The following is an 18,130-nucleotide window of genomic DNA, read 5'->3' as shown; positions in this document are numbered from 1 at the left end:
TGAAGCTCCCGGAAAGAGTGTCAGACACCATGACTTCCGTTCCTGCATTCGCGTCCGGATTTTGTTACAGCCAGTAATCCCATACCTTCGACGCCCACTCCTTCATGCGCGTCACCACCGGCCGGTCGCGCCAGGCCTGCAGCGTGACGACCTTCGAGTTCTTGACGTCGTCGCGGAACGCGCTTTCCATTTCCTTGCCGAAGCTGTCGCCGAGCACGATCACATTCACTTCGGCGTTGTGCTGGAAGCTGCGGCGGTCCATGTTCGCCGAGCCCACGGTGGACCACACGCCATCGATCACCATCGTCTTCGCGTGCAGCACGGCCAGTTTCAGCTCGAAGATCTGCACGCCGGCCGCCAGCAGCCGGTCGTAGAACGCACGGCCGGCGTGGAACACCATGCCGCTGTCGGAGACACTGGGCAGCACGATCTTCACCTGCACGCCCCGTTTGGCGGCATCGGTCAGCGCCTGCAGCGTCTGCTCGTCCGGCACGAAGTAGGCGCACGTGATGTGGATCGACTTTTTCGCTTCCTGGATCGCCAGCAGCATTGCCTTGTAGATCTCGTACCGGCCGCCCGGCTCGCTGCCAAGCACGCGCATCAGCTTGTCGCCGGCGATGACCGGGGCGGGGAAGTAGTCGGCCTCGCGCAGGTCGTCCGCGTCCTGCTCGGTCCAGTGCCGGATGAACAGCCACTGCATCGCGTGCACGGCCGGGCCCTCGATGCGCACATGGGTATCGCGCCAGCCCACGTCCTTCGCGTCGCGCGGCTTGGTCTTCGAGCGGAACGGCGAGCTCTTCGAATAGGTATCGCTGATGTTGATGCCGCCGGTGAAGCCGGTCCTGCCATCGACGATCAGCATCTTGCGGTGGTCGCGGTTGTTCACCTTCCAGCCATTGCCGCGCACCTTGGCGGGGTTCACCGGGTTGTAGGCGACCAGGTGAATGCCGGCGGCGCGCATGCGGTCGAAGAACGCCTGCGGCACCATCAGCGTGCCTACGCTGTCGTAGATGATGTTGACGGTCACGCCGGCCTTCTGCTTGGCGATCAGCAGGTCGGCGAACTTGTCGCCTAGTTCATCCTGGTCGAAGATGTAGGTCTCGAAGTTGATGTTGTTCTTCGCGCCCTCGATGGCCTTCATCATCTCGGCCATCGTGACGGGGCCGTCGAACAGCAGCTTGACCTGGTTGCCGGCAATCAGGGGCACGCCGGTGGCGGCTTCCTCGAGCGCCGCCTGGGCTTTCAGGTCGAGCGTGTTCTTCGACCACCGCTTGGCCAGCAGTGCCTTGGTACGGCTTTCCGACAGCGTGCCGTTGGCCGACTTGACGGCGGGCACGGCCGCGGCTTCGGCCTTGGTCTTGTCCGGGTCGACGGCCGGCAGCGACGCGCACGCCACCAGGCACCATCCGGCCAGGATCACGGCCAGCCAGTGGCGGGGTTTCGTACAGTTCATTTGCTGCCCTCCTTCGATCCAAAGAAAAAGTCCACCGGCGACTTGCGCAGGCGCCTGCCCAGCGCGCGCAGCAGCAGGAAGCCGTGCTCGAACGGGATGCGGCGCGCGCGCAGCGCCACCCATAGCGCAAGACCGAAACTGACCAGCAGGTTGACCGCCCCGATGGCCAGGAAACCCGTAACGGATGTTACGACCAATTGCCAGCTAACCTTATAATCCAACGCGACCATGGCTGTCGCAAAATTGGCGGAAGAGAACGTTACGTGGCGAATGTCGATCGGTAAGCCCAGCAGCAGGCCCAGCGCGCTGGCCATGCCGAGCATGATGCCGAAGATGAAATTGCCCATCAGGCTGCCCAGGTTGTGCTCCAGGTAGCGGCCGAGGCGCTTCGTGCGCTCGCGACCCAGCAGGGCGTTGAGTCCGCGCAGTTGTTCCACACGGCGGCCCCAGCGGGTGTACAGCGCCTGGTTGTCGTAGTAACCGGAAACCAGGCCGGCCAGGAACAGGCACACGCCGGCAATGGCGGCATAGAACAGCGCCGGCGTATGGATCGGGTCGATGTCGCTCAGCAGGTGCATCGCCTTGCCCGGGGAAACCAGGTGATGTCCGCTGAACTGCATCCAGGCCCAGGCGATAAACCAGGCCATCGGCAGGACGGTGGCGATATTGCCCAGCACCGCCGTGACCTGGGTGCGGAATACCTTGTTGATCAGCTCGGCCAGGCTGTCCAGGTCCACGTGGCGGCCATCCGGGCTTTGCAGACTGGCCGCGATGTGCGAGGCCGTCATCGCCGGCTGCTTGGTGGCCACCGTGAAGTGCAGCAGGTGGATCAGCACGAAACCCAGCGAATAGTTCATCGAGAACAGGAATGCTTCCACCAGCGGCGCCGCGCGCAGCGTGCCCAGCAGGATCTTGAACAACGCCATGAAGCCGACGATCACGCCGGCGCCGGCGGCGGACAGGAACATGCCGACCAGCGCGCCGCGGTTCTCCGCGACGTAGTGCTCGCCCGTACGGCTGGCGTTTTCCGTCACGTTGCGGGCCAGCAGATGGATATTGTCGCCGAGCAGATCCCTCACCGTGTACTTGTTGTTGTGCGCCTCGATCAGTTCGAGCGACAGCGACAGCGTGGCCGCGCGCAGCTGCGCATCGCGCGCCGCCGGTGCCCGCAGCGGGGTGGTATCCGCGGGCAGCGCGCTCCCGTAGGTATCGGGCAGTTCGCCGGACACGTCGACCAGGAACAGCAGCTTGCGCATCCGGTCGATGCTCTGCGCCAGCGTCACCAGAAGGTACGTCAGCGCGATCGAGGTGCCCTGTACCAGCGCCTTGCGGCGGATGCGGGCGATCACGGTGTCGCACTGGTCGAGCATCACCAGCAGGTGCCGCGCATCGTCCAGCGCGACCTGCTCGCCGGCCGCCATGCGCGTGTAGCCGTCCAGGTAGTGCAGCACTTCGCGGTTCTGCACCAGGAACGGCGATTCGAACTGTTCCATCTCGGTATGGAAATTGGTCAGCTTCGGTTCCAGCCCGATCGCCGCCACGCGGTAGGAGAGGGTGCGGATCGCTTCCAGCATGCCGGGCAGCATCACCGCGCGGTCGCGGCGGTGGAACAGCGTGTCGAACAGGTCCATCCAGTCCAGCGCCGGCACCGCGCTGATCCATTGCCAGTCGGTCTGCCGGTAGAATACCTGGTCGAGCAGGTCCGCCAGGTACTCGTCGCCCAGCGCGGGCGGCAGGATACGGTAGGCGATACGGCGCTTCAGTTCGGAGAAGAACCCGTCGTTCGACAGTACCCCGACTTCGGTGTAGAGGCTGGTATGACGCCGCGCGTTCAGCAGGCGCAACACATAGGCGCGCAACTGACGCGCGTGTTCGGGGTTGCCGCGCAGCAGCTGGGTCAGCGTGCGGACGTTGGCGGCGGCACGGATGAAATTGCCACGGCGGCGCGGGCGCAGCTGGGCAACGAGCGCGACTAGTGCGGCCACCCCCTTGGTGTGTTCGTCAATGCTGTCGAGGATGGCAAGCATGGGGCAATTCGGAAGGAAAGACCGCAGTATACCGCTCAACCATACGTAGTCTGTACGCCAGCGAACTAAGGGATTCCCGCCCAAATATGCATGGAAACAATTTCTGCAAATAAATTAGCAGTGCGCGGCAGTTTTTTGTTCACACTTCCACCGATGAGGTATATGTTTAGTACATGGTTTTCTTTTTGTGAGTCGCCGCACAGAAATCGCAACATGACAGCGATATGCTGGCAGCAAGCTTTAGGAAAAGCACGCAAGGTGGCGGGGCCGAGCCAATCGGTTGTTGTACCTGGTTTTGTACCCTGAACGGTACGTGCCCGGGTAACTGACCTGACCTAGAGACGCATCATGAACACCAAGTTGATCGCACTTGCCTGCCTCGTTCCACTGGCAGCGCTGGCACAGGAACCTTCGTCGATCCGCATATACGGCGTGCTCGATGCCGGCGCCGTATCCGAGCATGACTGCCCGAACGGCGACTGCCCGAGCACCAAGATTTCACCGGGCGTTTCCACCGGCTCGGTACTGGGTTTTTCCGGCCAGGAAAGCCTCGGCAACGATACGCGCGCCGTGTTCACGCTCGAAGCGGGCGTGCGCAACGATACCGGCCAGTCCGACCAGGGCGGCCGGCTGTTCGGCAGCCAGGCCTACGTGGGGCTGGCGAACCGCTGGGGCGCGCTCACGGTGGGGCGGCAATACGATGTGGGCTACGAAACGCTGATGGAAGTGGCGGACCCGTTCCACGGCGGCACCGCCGGCACGGCCACGAACCTGATCGGCAATGGCGGCAGGCGTTCGGACAACTCGATCAAATACCGCTCCAGCGTGATCCGCGGCTTTTCCGCCAGCGCAATCTACAGCTTCGGCGAATCGGCATTCAGCACGTCGCGCAACCGCGCCTATGGCGCCACGATCGGCTACCAGGGTGGCCTGTTCTCGCTGCGCGCCGCCCACCAGCGCAAGAACAACATGCTGCAGGCCGCGGGCGCCACGGCGCCGGTCGACCTGTCGGCCCGCAACTCGCTGATCGCCGCCAACATGCATGTCTCGAAGTCGGCCACCGTGTATGCGGCATATGCTGTCAACAAGGGCGTGGGCAGCTCGCCGTGGGACCAGGACAATCCCTACGGCGCGCTGGTGCTGGCGTCGCCTTCCACGCGCAGCAACGATGCGCTGGCCGGCGTGTCGTATTCGTCCGGCGCGGCCACGTACATGGTGTCGTACATACGGAAAGACGACCGCACGCTGGCCAACCAGGATGCCGACCAGGTGGCCGTGGGCATGACCTACGCGATGTCGAAGCGCACCGCGTTCTATGCCGCCTATGCGAAGATCAAGGATCACAACGGCGCGCCCTACACGGTGGGCAATTTCAGCGAGCAGGGCAAGGGGCGCAACGCGATCAACGTGGGGCTGCGGCACGCGTTTTGAGGCACGGTACCGGGAAAGGGCCGTGTCGGCCGCGAAAGCGGAAAGACCGATGCCGCATACCGGACCACCAGGGGAGAACGCCAGGGCAGCCGAACGCCAGGGCAAAAAAATCCGGCGCAACCAGCGCCGGATTTTTTTCGGGGCAGGGTGCCCGTTACCGCACCGGCGGCGTGCCGCCGCAGTCGGACGCGAGCCAGCGTCCCGTGCTTTCCACGGTCATCTGCTGAGCCTGGCCCTGCAGCGTGCTGTCGACATTCATCCGCATCGAGTAGCCGCTGTCGCCGTCGAAGATCACCTGTCCGGTGCCGGACGACTGCGGCTTGCTGCACTTGAACGCGATGTTCATGCCGCCGGGGACCGGCGTTTGCGTGTTGCTGCACTGTCCCGGCTGGCCGGATGGCAGCCGCGGGTTCGCAGCCTGTTCCCTGGTCAGGCAGAAGTTAACCTTGACGCCGCCACCTTCGGCCAGTTCCATCTTCACGCCATGCTGGGCCAGCATCTGGTCGATGGCACGCCGCTGGTCCGGCTGAAGCGTGGCCATCTGCTGCTGCGCCAGCGCCAGCGCCTGCATCGTTTCCGGCGTGGCGGCAGCGACCTTGCTGGTCATTTCCCACAGTCCCGGCTTCAGGGCCGCGCCGCCTGGCGCCTGCGCACAGGCGAGCGGGGTGGCAACCGACATGGCGACGGCAAGGAGCGTGGTACAGGCGGGAAGCAGGCGTGGCAACGGCATGGTCGGCCTCCGGAGGTCAGGAACGCGGTGCGGGTTCGGCCACGTAGATTTCCACGCGGCGATTGCGGGCGCGGCCCGAGTTGTCGTCATTCGATGCGATCGGTTCGCGTGAGCCACGGCCTTCCACCACCACGCGCGTTGGCGAAACGCCGCGCGAGGCAAGGTAGTCGCGGGTGTGCGAAGCGCGCTCCACGGACAGCGGCTGGTTGATCGAATCGGAGCCGGTACTGTCCGTGTGGCCGATGATCGTCACGGTCGTGGCAGGATTCTCTTTCAGCGTGGTAGCGAAGCGTTCCAGGATCGGGCGGAAGTTATCCTTGATGTCGGCACGGTTGGTATCGAACGAGATGTCGCTGGGGATTTCCATCCGCAGCCGGTTGTCGGCGGTCTGCGAGACCTGCACGCCGGTGCCCGCGGTGGCCTGTTCCATGGCCTGTTTCTGGCTTTCCATCCGTTTCGACCAGATGTTGCCGACCACGGCACCGGCGGCGGCGCCCAGCACGGCGCCGCCCGCCGCGCGGTTGCCGCCGCCGGGGCCCGTTGCGGCGCCAAGGATCGCGCCCAGGCCGGCACCGACGCCGGCACCGGTCGCGGTACCGCGTTGGGTGGCGGACATGTCGGCGCAGCCGGTGGCAGCCAGGGTCATTGCCGCGGCCACCGTCATGGCCATGGTCTTGCGCATTGATTGGGAAATGTTCATGATTTTATCCTCCTTGTCATCGCATTCTATCTCCTCGATCGCGGATCCGTGGAAGGAGCCGGCGGTTCGGGAAAAGCACGCCTCGAAACGACAGCGGCGCTGCACGAAATGCAGCGCCGCCATGGTGCCCGTCAACGCTACAGGCCTCGTCCGCTGATCAGGCGCAGCAGGATCATGATCACTGCGACGACCAGCAAGATATGGATGAAGCCGCCGATGGTATAGGAGGTCACCAGACCCAGCAGCCACAGGATGATAAGTACTACAGCAATGGTATAAAGCATGATCGTGTCCTCTCGTCTCGGGTTTAGTTATCGGGCTCACGCCGTCATGGGTTCAAGTATGCGACCGACCCCCTCCGGGTTCTGTACGCTGCCGTACAAACTTTACATTTTTTCATTAATTGCTCCCGTGGCCGCATGAGCTGCCGGCATGCATTGCCGCTGCGCGCGCGGTAACGGAATCCAGCCCAGCATGCCGAGCAGCCCGGCAACGCCGAACAGTCCGGCCAGCAGCCCGGCCGTCAGCAGTACCAGGATGACGATCTCCGGCAAGGTGCCGTTCGCCGTGGCAAGCGCGCCCGCATGCAAGCCGATTACGTGCAGATCGGCCGTGCCCGGTCCCGCCACGGTCGCTTCCGCCACATCCAGTTCGGCATATGCCAGCCTTGCCAGCAGCAAGCCCGCGGCGACCAGACAAACCCACAGCATCCTGCTCATATCGCTCTCCATGCGCCCCGATGGCGCTCGGTTCATTGTCGGGTTCCCGAATCCGGCGGCTCTGTTCGATGGCACACGAAGCGAAAAAAAGCCCCGCGCGGCGGCGGGGCTGTGACGGTACAACAACGGCTCAGCGCGATTGCAGAATGCCTTCGACCACCTTGACCTGGTCGCCGCCGCGCCATACCGGCGAATCGGTATAGAACGTGCGCAGTTCGCCGTCATGCATGCGCACCACCACTTCATAGTTGCGCTTGCCCTTCAGGTTGCCCTCCACCTGGTTGCCGACCACGGCACCGCCGACCGCGCCGGCGATCGTTGCCAGGTCGCGGCCGCGGCCGTCGCCCACCTGGCGGCCCAGCAGGCCGCCCACGACCGCGCCGCCGGCCGCGCCCATGCCGCTGCCTTCGCCGCGCGTCTTGCCTTCCTTGACGGATTCGACCATGCCGCACTCGTTGCAGACGGCCGCGGTGGCGCGCTTCGCCTCGCCGGCCTTGGCATGGGCGCGCTCGCGTTCACGTTCGCGCTGCAGCGCCTTGTCGCGCGCCGGGGCGGCGATGCGTTCATCTTCGGCCGGCACCACGGGTGCCGCGATCGTGCCCGATCCGCCGCCGCTTGCGCCGCCGACCGAGCTGCCCGAGGTGGTCACATCCTTCGCGCGTTCGCCATTGATCGTGCCGGCGCCTGCAGCGTATTGGCTCGACTGTGTCGCCGGCGTTGGCGGCACCACGGGTGCGGTGGCCAGCTGTTCGGACGGCGGCGTCATCAGCTGCCCGGGCCGGCCGGCCTGCGAGGAGGAGGGGAGCCAGCCCATCAGCGCGGCGATGCCCACGCCGCCGAACAGGATCAGCACGATGGCTGCGATGATGAAGATGGCAGGCACGTTGTGCTTGCTTGGAGGTGTGCTGGGATGGTTCATGACGGTGTCCTGGTTATGGTTATGGCGGCCGGTTCGGCACGATGAAGCGATTGTCCGGCCACACCGGCAGGTGTTCCGTGCGTCACCGTACATACACTCTCGTAAGAAAAAGTTAACCTTGTTACCAGATGTGCACATGCCAACCAATCAGCCCAACATGAACCTGAACTTTGACACCGCGCACAACAATTCCGCCACCTTGCAGCCGGCGCGCAACCGTCTGCTGGCAAGCCTGCCGGAAGACGACCTGGCGCAACTCGAAGCCCTGTGCGAAACGGTCGAGGCCGACGTCGGCGAAGTGCTGTATGAACCCGGACAGGCGATCGCCTACATCTACTTTCCCATCGATGCGCTGGTGTCGCTGCTGGCCGTGGCGGAAGGCAGGATGACGCTGGAAGTCGGTTCCGTGGGCCGCGAAGGCATGCTCGGCGCTTCCGTCGCGCTCGGTCACCGGCAGGCGCAGGTGCGCGCCGTGGTGCAGCGCGCCGGCAGCACGCTGCGCATGCGCGCCGACCACTTCCGCGCCGAATTTTCCCGCCTGGAATCGCTGCAGCACCTGCTGCACCGCTATACCGACACGCTGCTGGCACAGGCGATCCAGATCGCCGTGTGCAGCCGCTTCCACGTGCTCGAAGCGCGGCTCGCGCGCTCGCTGCTGATCACGCGCGACCGGCTGCAATCGGAAAAATTCCACCTTACACACGAGTTCCTCGCGCATGCGCTCGGCGTGCGGCGCGTCGGTGTCACCAAGGCCGCCAGCGCGCTGCAGAACCAGCGGCTGATCACCTACAGCCGCGGCAACATCGAGATCCTCGATTCGAGCGGGCTGGAAGCCGTCTCCTGCCGCTGTTACGAGCTGGTCAAGGAAAACGGCGCGATCGGCATGGGCACGGTGTTCGTCTGAGGCGCCCGCCTGCATGGGCGGCACCGGCAGCAAGGATCAGGACAGCAAAAACGGAGCCCGCGGGCTCCGTTGTCGTTGGTGCCTGATCGGGCCCGTCCAGGCCCGAATCACTTAGCGGTTGGGCTTGTCGACCTGGTTGCCGATCACGCCGCCAACGGCCGCGCCGCCCACGGTGCCCAGGGCCGAGCCGCCGGACAGCACGGAGCCTGCCACGGCGCCGACGCCCGCGCCGACCGCGGTGTTACGGTCCTGCGACGACATGTTGGCGCAGGCCGTCAGGCCCAGTACGGAAGCGACGATGGTGGCACGCATTGCGATCTGCTTGATGTTCATGATGTTCTCCTTGATTGGTTGTGCGGCGTGGATGCCGGAGCGGCCATGTCACTTGACCTTCAGGTCGTTCCTGACGACTTTCACGCCACCGATGCTGCGCGCGGCCGCGACGGCCTTTTCCGCTTCAGCAGGGCTGACGGCGAAGCCCGACAGGCGCACTTCGCCGTCGTAGACCTCCACCATGATGTCCGCGGGATTCAGGCCGGGCTGGTTCGCCAGGCCGGAACGCACACTGGTGGTCAGCACGCTGTCGCTCGTCTCCACGCTGGCGGGGGTGGATATGTCAGTGGACGCACAGGCCACCAGCATCGCCAGCACCATGCCCGACAGCACGGTGGTGGGGGAAGTCAGGTTGTTCATGGCTCGCTCCTCGTGTGAAAGGGTGCGGCACTATGGCCGTACCGATGAAGCAAGCTTAAGAAAACGGTTTATACCGAACTGTTCGCGAACGCACGCAGTAACGCTTTGTTACGTTATTGCCGGTCGACTTCACTTTTGTAACGGATGCGCGTTTTCAGAGCGCTATTGCAGGCGGTTTTCCCATATGTGCGGCACCGTACCGATGGGATGTTGTTTGTTCGGCTATAACTTCACTACGTTCTGCAAATTCACATTTCTACCAATTGAGGAGAAAAAGAAATGAGCCCTCGCTACACCCTGCCAATGCTGTTAGCCACCGCTGCCCTGCTGTCGGCCTGCGCAAGCCAGAAAACCCCGGCCACCGCCGACGTGGCCGTTTCCCGCGCCGCTGTCGAAAACGCCACTCAGGCTGGCGCCGCCGAGCTGGCGCCGGCCGAATTGCTGGCCGCCCGCGAAAAACTGCAGCAAGCCAGCCGTGCGCTGGCCGACAAGGATTACAAGCTCGCCTCCGACCTGGCCCAGCAAGCCCAGGCCGATGCCAAGCTGGCGCAGAGCAAGGCCACGTCGGCCAAGGCCACCAGCGCCGCCAACGAGGTGCAGGAAAATGTCCGCGTGCTGCGCGAAGAACTCGACCGCGCCAACAAACAGTAAGGAGCAGATCCCATGAAAAGCAAGTTCATCCCCGTACTGCTGTCGGTAGCCATCGCCCTGTCCGCCTGCAGCTCGGCACCGCTGACCACCAGCACGCTGGACCAGGCGCGCAACGACCACGTCGCCGCGCAAAGCAACAGCGCCGTCACCCAATACGCCGTCCCCGAATTCAAGGCCGCCACCGAGGCGCTCAATGCCGCCAATGCCGCCGCGGCGGATCGGCAAAGCACCGAGAAGATCGACCAGCTGGCCTATGTGGCCAAGCAGAAGATCGCCACCGCGCAGGAAGTGGCCCGGGCCCGCAAGGCCGAGGTCGACCTGAAGCAGGCGTCGCAGCAGCGCGACCAGGTGCGCCTGGAAGCCCGCACCGTCGAGGCGGAAACGGCCAAGCGCTCGGCCGAGCAGGCACAGGCTGAAGCGGAAGCGGCACGTGCCCGCGCCGAACAGGCCAACGCGGCCACGCAGAATGCGCAGCAGCAGACCCAGGCACTGGCGGCGCAGCTGGCCGAGCTGCAGGCCAAGCAGACCGAGCGCGGCACCATCATCACGCTGGGCGACGTGCTGTTCAATGTCGACCAGGCCGTGCTGACATCGGGCGGGCAGGCCACCGTGCAGAAGCTTGCCACGGTACTGCGCGAAAACACCGACCGTACCGTGCTGATCGAAGGCTTCACCGACAGCACCGGCTCCACCGCCCACAACCTGCAACTGTCGCAGCGCCGCGCCGAAGCGGTGCGCAGCGCGCTGGCGCAGGCGGGCATCGACCGTTCGCGCGTCGATGTGCGCGGCTACGGCGAAGCCTATCCGGTCGCCGGCAACGAATCGGCGGGCGACCGCCAGCTGAACCGCCGTGTCGAGATCGTGCTGTCCGAGCCGGGCAAGCCGATCCAGGCACGCCGCTGAAATTTATTTAAGGAATGAACATGTCCGACATTAATCCCACCCAGGCCAGCGGTATCGATACCGCGGCCATCCGCGCCGCCGCACAGAACCTGTCGGACGGCCCGGTCACGGCAGGCTACAAGGGCGACCGCGAAGCCGTGCTGAAAATGCTGAACGACGCGCTTGCCACCGAGCTCGTCTGCATCAACCGCTACAAGCGGCACTATTACACCGTCAGCGGCAAGAACAACTCGGCGGTGAAGGCCGAGTTCCTCGAGCATGCCGGCGAGGAAGAAAAGCATGCGGACTGGCTGGCCGAGCGCATCGTGCAGCTCAATGGCGCGCCCGACTACAACCCGGCCACGCTGCACGAACGCAGCCACGCCGAATACGACGAGTCGCTGGAAGTGGCATCGATGGTGCGCGCGAATCTGATCGCCGAGCGCGTGGCGATCGAAGCCTACCGGCAGATGATCGAAAGGATCGGCGACACCGATCCGGTCACCACGGCGCTGCTCGTCAAGATCATGGCGGAAGAAGAAGAGCACGCGGACGATATGCGCGATTTGCTCGAATGACCCTACCGTTGTAAAGTTGTTACTCATCACTGTGAAAAGGAGCTTATATCATGCTGGAAAATAATATCAGTACCGTCAACAACGACGTCAAAACCCTGGTCAAAGACGCCCAAGCCCTGTTCACTGCCGCCACCGCACTGACTGGTGAAAAAGCGGAAGAACTGCGCGGCCGCGGCATGCGCGCGCTGGATTCGGCACTGGCCAAGGCGCAGGACGCACAAGTCAAGGCCGTGGAAACCGGCAAGCAGGTCGCCGCCACCACCGACGTGTATGTGAAAGAAAATCCGTGGCGCTCGATCGCCGTCGCAGCCGGCATCGGCCTGCTGGCCGGCGTGATCCTGGGCCGCAAATAAACGCCCGGGACTGGGAATCGCTATGGAACACTCCGAGCACACCGAGCCCCGCCCGCCCGGCCTGATAGGCTCGGTGTCCGGGCTCGTCAAGACCACCCTGCGCCTCGTCATGTCCCGCGTGGAACTGGCGCTGGCGGAACTGTCGGAAGTGCGTGATCACCTGGTCAAGCTGGCGGTGCTGTTCGCACTTGCCATCCTGGCCGCGTGGTTCGCAATCGCCTTCGGCACCGCCACGCTCGTGTTCCTTGTCTGGGAAACGCTGGGCTGGAAGATCCTGCTGATCCTTGCCGCGGTCTTTGCCGTGCTCGCGTTCGTCCTCGTGAAATCGGCCATGAAGCTGATACGTGGCGGCTTCCTGGGGATGCCGGCGACGCTGGCGGAAATCAAGGCCGACCGCGACATGCTGCTGTGAAAGGAATGCGATGAGCGACAAGGAACAACGCAAGGCCGTGCTTGGCGCCACGAAGGCCCGGCTGATCAAGGAAGGCGAGATGTACCGTCTTGGCATACTGGCCGGCAAGCACAATATCGCGCAGGCCCTGCATCCCGAGGTGCTGTTGCATAGCGCGGTCGACCTGGCGGTCGGCACGGTGCAGACGCGCCTGGCCGGCGTCATCGGCGGTACCGCGGCGGCGGGCGGCGCGGGCGCGCTGCTGGCCAACTACAAGACGATCATGCCGATCGCCATGTCGGTGGGCTCGTTCATCTCGCGCAAGCGCCTCGTCAAACCGGCCATCGGCGTGGGCGCCGTGCTGGCCGCGGTTGGCGCATGGATCTACAAGCGCAAGCAAAGCGGTTCGCTGTAACGCGCGCCTGCTTCGCAACGGAACGCCGCGGACATCCGCGGCGTTTTTTTATGGTTTGCAACGACGCGCTACAATGATCGCCGATGTCTTCAACAATTCCCGGAGGTGCGACTTGAGCGATTCCGACAGCCATCCGCTGAACCCGAACGGCATGCGTGTGGTGCTGGTGTTGCAGGGCGGGGGAGCGCTGGGCGCTTACCAGGCCGGCGTCTACGAGGCGCTGCACGAACACGGGCTCGCGCCGGACTGGGTGGTGGGCACGTCGATCGGTGCGATCAATGCCGCGCTGCTGGCCGGCAATCGCCAGGAAGACCGGCTGCGGCGCATCAGGGAGTTCTGGCAGCGCATGTCGCAACGCGATCCTTACGATCCGAAGTGGATGACGGCTGCCCAGCGCCGGCAGAACATCCGCCTGTCGACGCTGCATGCGATGATTTCCGGCGTGCGCGGTTTCTTCCGCCCGCGCACGTTCAATCCATTCGCGTTCGGCATGTCGGTGCCGGCCGAGCAGGCCAGCTATTACGATACGGATGAACTGACGGCCACCCTCGAGGAACTGGTCGACTTCGATGTGCTGAACAGTCCGGAGGGCATGCGGCTGACCGTCAACGCACTGCGCGTCGCGAACGGCGACCTCGTCAGCTTCGACAGCCTCGACCCCGGCCGCATCACCGCCGATCATATCCGCGCCAGCGGCGCGCTGCCGCCGGGTTTCCCTGCCGTGCGCATCGATGGCGAGCTGTACTGGGATGGCGGCCTGTACTCGAACACGCCGCTGCAGACCGTGCTCGACGACACCCGGCGTCCGGTCGACACGCTGTGCTTCATGGTCGACCTGTGGAGCGCGCAGGGGCCGGAACCCGATACGCTCGAAGAAGTACAGACACGGCAGAAAGACGTGACGTTCGCATCGCGCTCGCAGCGCCACCTGGACGATTACGTGAAAGTGCGGCGGTTGCAGCAAAAGCTGCGCGAGCTGTATGCATCGATGCCGCCGCAGCAGCACACCGCGCAACATGCGCGCGACCTGGCCGATCTCGGTTGCGACACGACGCTGCACGTGGTGCGCATACCGTATGCCGGCCACGACTGGCACATGCCGCTCAAGGACATCAATTTTTCGCAGGGCTCCGTGCAATGGCGCTGGAGCCAGGGTTATGCCGATGCGCAGCGCGCGATCGGCGCGGCCGGCTGGCTCGCCTTCGTTTCGGAAGATACGCCGCTGGTGGTGCACGAACTGCCGCCGCTGCCCGATTCGCCGGCCACCGGCGCGGTGCAGCTGCCGCTGGGCGCCAAGGAGCCGGCACGCTGAACGCAAGGCCCGGCGCCGGCTTTGCGCATGTATCCGCGGCCCTTATTCCGACGGGCCGGCGGTTTCGTGTACGCCGCCCATCGTGTTCGACTGCGCCACCAGTTCCTTCACGTTGGCCATGTCCTGCCGGTAGGTTTCGCGCGCCTGCCGCACGCAGCCGGCGCGCTCGCCCGCTGCCGCTTTCCTGCAATCGTTCAGCGCTTCGTTCAGTGCCGCGCCGATTTCCTTGCGCTTGGTGGCGAGCTGGGCCTGCATGGTACCGTCGTCCTTCAGCCAGCGTGCCGGTTCGCCGCGGGCGATTTCCCGTTGCTGGTGTTGCGCCACGCCTTGCGGCGTGCTCTGTGCACAGGCGGCGCCGGCGGCGATGCCAAGGCTGGCGGCCAGCAGGATGCCGCTTATGATCTTTTTCATGGGATGGCTCCTGGAATGAAAACGGGGCGCTTGCGGCGCCCCGTCTGCTGCGTTACAGCCTGCCTGTCAACAACATGATCAGCAGGACCACCACGATCAGGCCAGCCAGCCCGCTCGGGGCATAACCCCAGTTCTTGCTGTGCGGCCAGGTCGGCAGTGCGCCGATGAGGACGAGAACCAGAATGATCAAGAGAATGGTGCCCATGGGGTACTCCTTATAAATTTTAGATTGGTGTGAATCGTGGCACTCGGGAACAAACGCGCCGCGCACGACGCACTGCATCGCAACCGCGTCTTATGTTGCAAACCCGTAACGCGCCGCGATGACGCGAATGAAGACGGGCATTTATTCCTGGCATCAATACCGGGCATCAATACCGGGCATCAATACCGGGCATCAATACCGGGCATCAATACCGATACACGCGCCCGTCGACCATGCGCACCCGGCTGCCCACGCGCAGGTCATATGCGCTGTCCTGGTTCACGGTGCGGTAATCGCCGTTGTCGAGGCGGATGCTGATCTGGTACATGTCATGCGGGGCATTGCGGTTCGATTCGATCTGGTTGCCGACGACGGCGCCGCCGATCGCGCCGGCCGCCGTGGCCGCCGTACGGCCGCCGCCCGAACCGATCTGGTTGCCGACCAGGGCACCGACCAGGCCGCCGGCTACCGCGCCGGCACCGCTGGTGGCGGGATCCACGCGCACGACCTGGATATTCTCGATCGTGCCGTAGGTGGAAGAATCGGCCTGGGTCGAATAGTTGGTGCCCGTGGGGTAATTGCTGGCGCAGCCCGCAGTCAGCAGTGAGACCACGACCATTGCTGCGCTCAAGGCGTGAGTGGGTTTCATGTTCAGTCCTCCCGAAAGATGTGACGCCAGATTAGTCCTGCTGCGCGGCAGGGGTCTGTGCGATGCCGCACCCTGTCCCGTCGAGTGGCTATTTGTTGTAAAAGTTGCACCCAATGTACGCCAGCGTACAGAACGTGGAGTCAGTTTGGGGCACACTGCATGCATGGAAAACAAGCATGGAGCCAAGAGCATGAAGACGGGCTGGATCGCCGCGCTGCTCCTGTGCATGAGTGCCGCCGCCACGGCGGCCACACCGGAAGCAAAAGCGCTGTATGAGAATGCCAAGGCTGCCGCGGCGGCCGAGTACAAGGCTGCGCGTAGCCGCTGTGACGGCATCGCGGGCAACCCGAAGGATGTCTGCATCGCCGAGGCAAAGGCCGCGCGGGTTCGCGCCGATGCCGATGCCACGGCACAGTACCGCAACACGTTGCGGGCCTACACGAAGGCGCGGGTGGATATCGCCAATGCCGACTTCGCGCTGGACCGTGCCCGTTGCGCCGCGTTGACCGGCAATGAGCGCGATGTGTGCGTGGAGCGGGCAAAAGCCAGCCGCACCACAGCGCTGGCCGATGCGAAGGCTGACAAGAAAGTCATCGAGGCGCGCAGCGATGCGCGAGAAGATAAACGAATCGCCGAGTACAAGGTCGCCGCGGAAAAATGCGACGCCCTGGCCGGCACGGCCAAAGACCAGTGTGTCTCGGCTGCGAAATCCCAGTTCGGTTACTGATCGGTTATTGATTCGTAATCGCTGGACCCAAGCTCGTTCCCGGGCATTTTGACCACACGAAGAAGGAGAATCATATGAAGATCGCTCAGAAAATCGCCACCGCCGTATTCGCCGCCGCCACCATGATGACCGTTGTCGGCTGCGCCGGCTCGGCCACCAAGGAAGGTACCGGCGAATATGTCGACGACGCTGTCATCACCACCAAGGTGAAGTCGTCCATCTTCAACGAGCCGACCCTGAAAGCCACCGAAATCAACGTGGAAACCTTCAAGGGTACCGTGCAGCTGTCCGGTTTCGTGGCCCAGCCAGGCGACATCACCAAGGCCGGCGAAATCGCCCGCGGCGTGAAGGGCGTGAAGTCGGTCAAGAACGATATCCGCGTCAAGTAACCGGAACGCGGCCGGTCCGTCCCACCGGATCGGCACCGGCCGCGGCGCAAGGATGGACCGTCCGCATATCGTTTCCCAACAGCCGGCCCCGCCGGCTGAACCCGTATCAGTGGACGGCGGCGAGCACGCGTCCAAACTGCAACTCCCAATGCACGTGCATGCGAAAGGGATGGCACTGGGCATCATCGCCACTGTCGCCTTCCTGTACGCGCTCCAGTGGGGCAAGAATTTCCTCGTTCCCCTGTTATTGGGGATTTTCATCGCCTACACGCTCAATCCCCTCGTCAACTGGCTGGAACGCATCCGCATCAAGCGCATCATCGGTGCCACGCTCGTGACCGCCGCGATCTTCGGCGGCGCCATCGTCGTCATCGACAAGGTGCACGGCGAATTCCAGAACATTGTCGAAGAACTCCCGACGATCACCCATAAGCTTTCCCGGCTGCTGGCCTCCACCACCGGTTCGGGCACCAGTGCGCTGTCGCGCATCCAGGCCGTGGCCAACGAGATCGAGCAGGCCACCGCGGGCAGCAGCGCGCGCCGCGCGGCGAAACGGCAGCAGGAAGCCGTGGTGGCCGTCACCGGCGGGCGGCAGCAGGAGGTCGCGACCGCCAGCGCCGCCGGGGCATCCGCCGGCGGCATCCGCGTGATGGATTGGGTCTGGGTCAGCGCGCGCGGGCTGGTCGGCTTCCTCAGCCAGGGCACGATGGTGATCTTCCTCGTGTTCTTCCTGCTGCTGTCGGGCGACACGTTCAAGCGCAAGCTGGTCAAGCTCACCGGCCCGTCGCTGTCGAAAAAGAAAATCACCGTCCATATCCTGGAAGACATCAACACGTCGATCCAGGCCTACATGTTCATGCTGCTGGTTACCAACGTGCTGCTCGCGTTCCTGATGTGGATCGCACTGCGCGCCATCGGCCTGGAAAACGCCGGTGCCTGGGCCATCGTGGCCGGCCTGCTGCACATCATGCCGTATTTCGGCCCGCTGCTGATCACCAGCGCCACCGGCCTGGTGGCGTTCCTGCAGTTCGAATCGCTGCAGATGGTGCTGCTCGTTACAAGCGCTTCGCTTGGCATCGCCACGCTGGTCGGCACCTTCGTGACCACCTGGATGACCGGCCGCATCGCCCGCATGAACGCCGCCGCCGTGTTCGTCAGCCTGCTGTTCTGGGGCTGGCTGTGGGGCGTATGGGGCCTGCTGCTCGGGGTGCCCGTGATCGTGATCGTCAAGGTCGTGGCCGAGCGGGTGGAGGGGATGGAAGTCGTGGCGGAGCTGCTCGGCGAGTAGGGTGTCGTTGCTGAAGATGAGCTCGTATCACCGCTGCCAGTCCCCTGGTGCCTGACACCAATGTGACAGGGCCTGGGCGGTAGCTGCATGTCCCCCTGGTGCCTGGCACCAATGTGACACGGCTTGGTCGGTAGCTGCCCGTCCCCCTGGTGCCTGGCACCAATGTGACACGGCCTGGGCGGTAGCTGCATGTCCCCCTAGTGCCTGGCACCAATGTGACATGGCCTGAACGGTAGCTGCATGTCCCCCTGGTGCCTGGCACCAATGTGACACGGCCTGAACGGTAGCTGCCTGACCCCCTGG

General features: G+C 64.3%; 24 protein-coding genes. 12 read left to right on the top strand and 12 right to left on the bottom strand.

What is annotated here, in order from left to right:
* Positions 1–64: 64 nt before the first annotated feature.
* Together cls and GJV26_RS05135 are read right to left on the bottom strand one after the other, a co-directional pair.
* Positions 65–1,453, bottom strand: coding sequence for a cardiolipin synthase (cls, locus tag GJV26_RS05140; protein WP_155707885.1), 1,389 nt, complete (start codon positions 1,451–1,453; stop codon positions 65–67).
* Positions 1,450–3,480: a site-specific recombinase gene (locus GJV26_RS05135; protein WP_155707884.1), complete on the bottom strand. Its 2,031-nt coding sequence runs from the start codon at positions 3,478–3,480 to the stop codon at positions 1,450–1,452. The genes cls and GJV26_RS05135 overlap by 4 nt, the downstream gene beginning before the upstream one ends.
* A 348-nt stretch (positions 3,481–3,828) precedes the next feature.
* On the opposite strand from GJV26_RS05135, the gene GJV26_RS05130 reads away from it, so the two are divergent.
* A complete protein-coding gene (locus GJV26_RS05130) occupies positions 3,829–4,911 on the top strand; it encodes a porin (RefSeq protein WP_155707883.1) in 1,083 nt (360 codons plus the stop codon).
* Between the two features lie 154 nt (positions 4,912–5,065).
* On the opposite strand, the gene GJV26_RS05125 is transcribed toward GJV26_RS05130, so the two are convergent.
* The 5 genes from GJV26_RS05125 to GJV26_RS05105 all read right to left on the bottom strand — a co-directional run bounded on the left by GJV26_RS05125 (position 5,066) and on the right by GJV26_RS05105 (position 7,979).
* The gene (locus GJV26_RS05125) at positions 5,066–5,641 is read right to left on the bottom strand and encodes a DUF3617 domain-containing protein (RefSeq protein ID WP_173346153.1); all 576 of its coding nucleotides are present in this window, start codon (positions 5,639–5,641) and stop codon (positions 5,066–5,068) included.
* 16 nt (positions 5,642–5,657) lie between these two features.
* Positions 5,658–6,323 (bottom strand): YiaD family glycine zipper/OmpA-like lipoprotein, encoded by a 666-nt coding sequence (locus GJV26_RS05120; RefSeq protein WP_155712261.1) that lies wholly within the window; start codon positions 6,321–6,323, stop codon positions 5,658–5,660.
* Between the two features lie 155 nt (positions 6,324–6,478).
* A complete protein-coding gene (locus GJV26_RS05115) occupies positions 6,479–6,625 on the bottom strand; it encodes a lmo0937 family membrane protein (protein ID WP_121670992.1) in 147 nt (48 codons plus the stop codon).
* A 102-nt stretch (positions 6,626–6,727) separates the two neighbouring features.
* Positions 6,728–7,060, bottom strand: coding sequence for a hypothetical protein (locus tag GJV26_RS05110; protein ID WP_155707881.1), 333 nt, complete (start codon positions 7,058–7,060; stop codon positions 6,728–6,730).
* A gap of 130 nt (positions 7,061–7,190) precedes the next feature.
* The gene (locus GJV26_RS05105) at positions 7,191–7,979 is read right to left on the bottom strand and encodes a glycine zipper 2TM domain-containing protein (RefSeq protein ID WP_155707880.1); all 789 of its coding nucleotides are present in this window, start codon (positions 7,977–7,979) and stop codon (positions 7,191–7,193) included.
* Positions 7,980–8,136: 157 nt separating this feature from the next.
* Here GJV26_RS05105 and GJV26_RS05100 point away from each other — a divergent pair, with 157 nt between their 5' ends.
* The gene (locus GJV26_RS05100) at positions 8,137–8,883 is read left to right on the top strand and encodes a Crp/Fnr family transcriptional regulator (RefSeq protein ID WP_155707879.1); all 747 of its coding nucleotides are present in this window, start codon (positions 8,137–8,139) and stop codon (positions 8,881–8,883) included.
* A gap of 111 nt (positions 8,884–8,994) precedes the next feature.
* Here the strand turns inward: GJV26_RS05100 and GJV26_RS05095 are convergent, their stop codons facing one another.
* Both GJV26_RS05095 and GJV26_RS05090 read right to left on the bottom strand, forming a co-directional pair.
* Entirely contained in the window at positions 8,995–9,219 is a 225-nt protein-coding gene (locus GJV26_RS05095) for a YMGG-like glycine zipper-containing protein (RefSeq protein WP_189442113.1), read from the bottom strand.
* Positions 9,220–9,264: 45 nt separating this feature from the next.
* Positions 9,265–9,576, bottom strand: coding sequence for a BON domain-containing protein (locus tag GJV26_RS05090; RefSeq protein ID WP_155707877.1), 312 nt, complete (start codon positions 9,574–9,576; stop codon positions 9,265–9,267).
* Between the two features lie 279 nt (positions 9,577–9,855).
* On the opposite strand from GJV26_RS05090, the gene GJV26_RS05085 reads away from it, so the two are divergent.
* From GJV26_RS05085 to GJV26_RS05055, 7 genes are all read left to right on the top strand, one after another.
* On the top strand, positions 9,856–10,227 hold the full coding sequence (locus GJV26_RS05085; RefSeq protein WP_155707876.1) for a DUF4398 domain-containing protein: 372 nt from the start codon (positions 9,856–9,858) through the stop codon (positions 10,225–10,227).
* Positions 10,228–10,239: 12 nt separating this feature from the next.
* The gene (locus GJV26_RS05080) at positions 10,240–11,130 is read left to right on the top strand and encodes an OmpA family protein (protein ID WP_155707875.1); all 891 of its coding nucleotides are present in this window, start codon (positions 10,240–10,242) and stop codon (positions 11,128–11,130) included.
* 20 nt (positions 11,131–11,150) lie between these two features.
* Complete coding sequence (locus tag GJV26_RS05075) at positions 11,151–11,687, top strand: ferritin-like domain-containing protein (protein WP_155707874.1); 537 nt, start codon at positions 11,151–11,153, stop codon at positions 11,685–11,687.
* 50 nt (positions 11,688–11,737) lie between these two features.
* Complete coding sequence (locus tag GJV26_RS05070) at positions 11,738–12,040, top strand: ElaB/YgaM/YqjD family protein (RefSeq protein ID WP_130185460.1); 303 nt, start codon at positions 11,738–11,740, stop codon at positions 12,038–12,040.
* Positions 12,041–12,062: 22 nt separating this feature from the next.
* Positions 12,063–12,452, top strand: coding sequence for a phage holin family protein (locus GJV26_RS05065; RefSeq protein WP_155707873.1), 390 nt, complete (start codon positions 12,063–12,065; stop codon positions 12,450–12,452).
* A 10-nt stretch (positions 12,453–12,462) separates the two neighbouring features.
* Complete coding sequence (locus GJV26_RS05060; RefSeq protein ID WP_155707872.1) at positions 12,463–12,846, top strand: hypothetical protein; 384 nt, start codon at positions 12,463–12,465, stop codon at positions 12,844–12,846.
* A gap of 112 nt (positions 12,847–12,958) precedes the next feature.
* Positions 12,959–14,158, top strand: coding sequence for a patatin-like phospholipase family protein (locus tag GJV26_RS05055; protein ID WP_308807617.1), 1,200 nt, complete (start codon positions 12,959–12,961; stop codon positions 14,156–14,158).
* Between the two features lie 42 nt (positions 14,159–14,200).
* Here GJV26_RS05055 and GJV26_RS05050 read toward each other — a convergent pair whose 3' ends face one another.
* The 3 genes from GJV26_RS05050 to GJV26_RS05040 form a co-directional block, all read right to left on the bottom strand.
* On the bottom strand, positions 14,201–14,569 hold the full coding sequence (locus tag GJV26_RS05050; RefSeq protein ID WP_155707871.1) for a hypothetical protein: 369 nt from the start codon (positions 14,567–14,569) through the stop codon (positions 14,201–14,203).
* Between the two features lie 52 nt (positions 14,570–14,621).
* Complete coding sequence (locus GJV26_RS05045) at positions 14,622–14,774, bottom strand: DUF3309 domain-containing protein (RefSeq protein ID WP_155707870.1); 153 nt, start codon at positions 14,772–14,774, stop codon at positions 14,622–14,624.
* Between the two features lie 205 nt (positions 14,775–14,979).
* Positions 14,980–15,423: an outer membrane lipoprotein gene (locus GJV26_RS05040; protein WP_155707869.1), complete on the bottom strand. Its 444-nt coding sequence runs from the start codon at positions 15,421–15,423 to the stop codon at positions 14,980–14,982.
* Between GJV26_RS05040 and GJV26_RS05035 the strand changes: the two genes are divergently transcribed.
* From GJV26_RS05035 to GJV26_RS05025, 3 genes are all read left to right on the top strand, one after another.
* Positions 15,422–16,150: a hypothetical protein gene (locus GJV26_RS05035; RefSeq protein WP_229419177.1), complete on the top strand. Its 729-nt coding sequence runs from the start codon at positions 15,422–15,424 to the stop codon at positions 16,148–16,150. The two genes, GJV26_RS05040 and GJV26_RS05035, sit on opposite strands and share 2 nt — an antisense overlap.
* Before the next feature lie 74 nt (positions 16,151–16,224).
* The gene (locus GJV26_RS05030; RefSeq protein WP_155707868.1) at positions 16,225–16,539 is read left to right on the top strand and encodes a BON domain-containing protein; all 315 of its coding nucleotides are present in this window, start codon (positions 16,225–16,227) and stop codon (positions 16,537–16,539) included.
* A 169-nt stretch (positions 16,540–16,708) separates the two neighbouring features.
* Positions 16,709–17,827 (top strand): AI-2E family transporter, encoded by a 1,119-nt coding sequence (locus GJV26_RS05025; protein WP_371866444.1) that lies wholly within the window; start codon positions 16,709–16,711, stop codon positions 17,825–17,827.
* Positions 17,828–18,130: the final 303 nt, after the last annotated feature.

This window comes from Pseudoduganella dura (assembly GCF_009727155.1).
Lineage (GTDB): Bacteria > Pseudomonadota > Gammaproteobacteria > Burkholderiales > Burkholderiaceae_D > Rugamonas > Rugamonas dura.
The sequence above is the reverse complement of the archived record's forward strand: the minus strand, read 5'-3'. Positions and strand labels throughout refer to the sequence as shown.

Bases quoted from the DNA above. Each gene is read 5' to 3' on its own strand.
- GJV26_RS05070 (WP_130185460.1), top strand. From the start codon at position 11,738: ATGCTGGAAAATAATATCAGTACCGTCAACAACGACGTCAAAACCCTG.
- GJV26_RS05135 (WP_155707884.1), bottom strand. From the start codon at position 3,480: ATGCTTGCCATCCTCGACAGCATTGACGAACACACCAAGGGGGTGGCC.
- GJV26_RS05065 (WP_155707873.1), top strand. From the start codon at position 12,063: ATGGAACACTCCGAGCACACCGAGCCCCGCCCGCCCGGCCTGATAGGC.
- GJV26_RS05130 (WP_155707883.1), top strand. From the start codon at position 3,829: ATGAACACCAAGTTGATCGCACTTGCCTGCCTCGTTCCACTGGCAGCG.
- GJV26_RS05050 (WP_155707871.1), bottom strand. From the start codon at position 14,569: ATGAAAAAGATCATAAGCGGCATCCTGCTGGCCGCCAGCCTTGGCATC.
- GJV26_RS05100 (WP_155707879.1), top strand. From the start codon at position 8,137: ATGAACCTGAACTTTGACACCGCGCACAACAATTCCGCCACCTTGCAG.
- GJV26_RS05105 (WP_155707880.1), bottom strand. From the start codon at position 7,979: ATGAACCATCCCAGCACACCTCCAAGCAAGCACAACGTGCCTGCCATC.
- GJV26_RS05060 (WP_155707872.1), top strand. From the start codon at position 12,463: ATGAGCGACAAGGAACAACGCAAGGCCGTGCTTGGCGCCACGAAGGCC.
- GJV26_RS05045 (WP_155707870.1), bottom strand. From the start codon at position 14,774: ATGGGCACCATTCTCTTGATCATTCTGGTTCTCGTCCTCATCGGCGCA.
- GJV26_RS05080 (WP_155707875.1), top strand. From the start codon at position 10,240: ATGAAAAGCAAGTTCATCCCCGTACTGCTGTCGGTAGCCATCGCCCTG.
- GJV26_RS05115 (WP_121670992.1), bottom strand. From the start codon at position 6,625: ATGCTTTATACCATTGCTGTAGTACTTATCATCCTGTGGCTGCTGGGT.
- GJV26_RS05090 (WP_155707877.1), bottom strand. From the start codon at position 9,576: ATGAACAACCTGACTTCCCCCACCACCGTGCTGTCGGGCATGGTGCTG.
- GJV26_RS05075 (WP_155707874.1), top strand. From the start codon at position 11,151: ATGTCCGACATTAATCCCACCCAGGCCAGCGGTATCGATACCGCGGCC.
- GJV26_RS05040 (WP_155707869.1), bottom strand. From the start codon at position 15,423: ATGAAACCCACTCACGCCTTGAGCGCAGCAATGGTCGTGGTCTCACTG.
- GJV26_RS05025 (WP_371866444.1), top strand. From the start codon at position 16,709: ATGGCACTGGGCATCATCGCCACTGTCGCCTTCCTGTACGCGCTCCAG.
- GJV26_RS05120 (WP_155712261.1), bottom strand. From the start codon at position 6,323: ATGCGCAAGACCATGGCCATGACGGTGGCCGCGGCAATGACCCTGGCT.
- GJV26_RS05030 (WP_155707868.1), top strand. From the start codon at position 16,225: ATGAAGATCGCTCAGAAAATCGCCACCGCCGTATTCGCCGCCGCCACC.
- GJV26_RS05125 (WP_173346153.1), bottom strand. From the start codon at position 5,641: ATGCCGTTGCCACGCCTGCTTCCCGCCTGTACCACGCTCCTTGCCGTC.
- GJV26_RS05085 (WP_155707876.1), top strand. From the start codon at position 9,856: ATGAGCCCTCGCTACACCCTGCCAATGCTGTTAGCCACCGCTGCCCTG.
- GJV26_RS05035 (WP_229419177.1), top strand. From the start codon at position 15,422: ATGTTCAGTCCTCCCGAAAGATGTGACGCCAGATTAGTCCTGCTGCGC.
- GJV26_RS05110 (WP_155707881.1), bottom strand. From the start codon at position 7,060: ATGAGCAGGATGCTGTGGGTTTGTCTGGTCGCCGCGGGCTTGCTGCTG.
- cls (WP_155707885.1), bottom strand. From the start codon at position 1,453: ATGAACTGTACGAAACCCCGCCACTGGCTGGCCGTGATCCTGGCCGGA.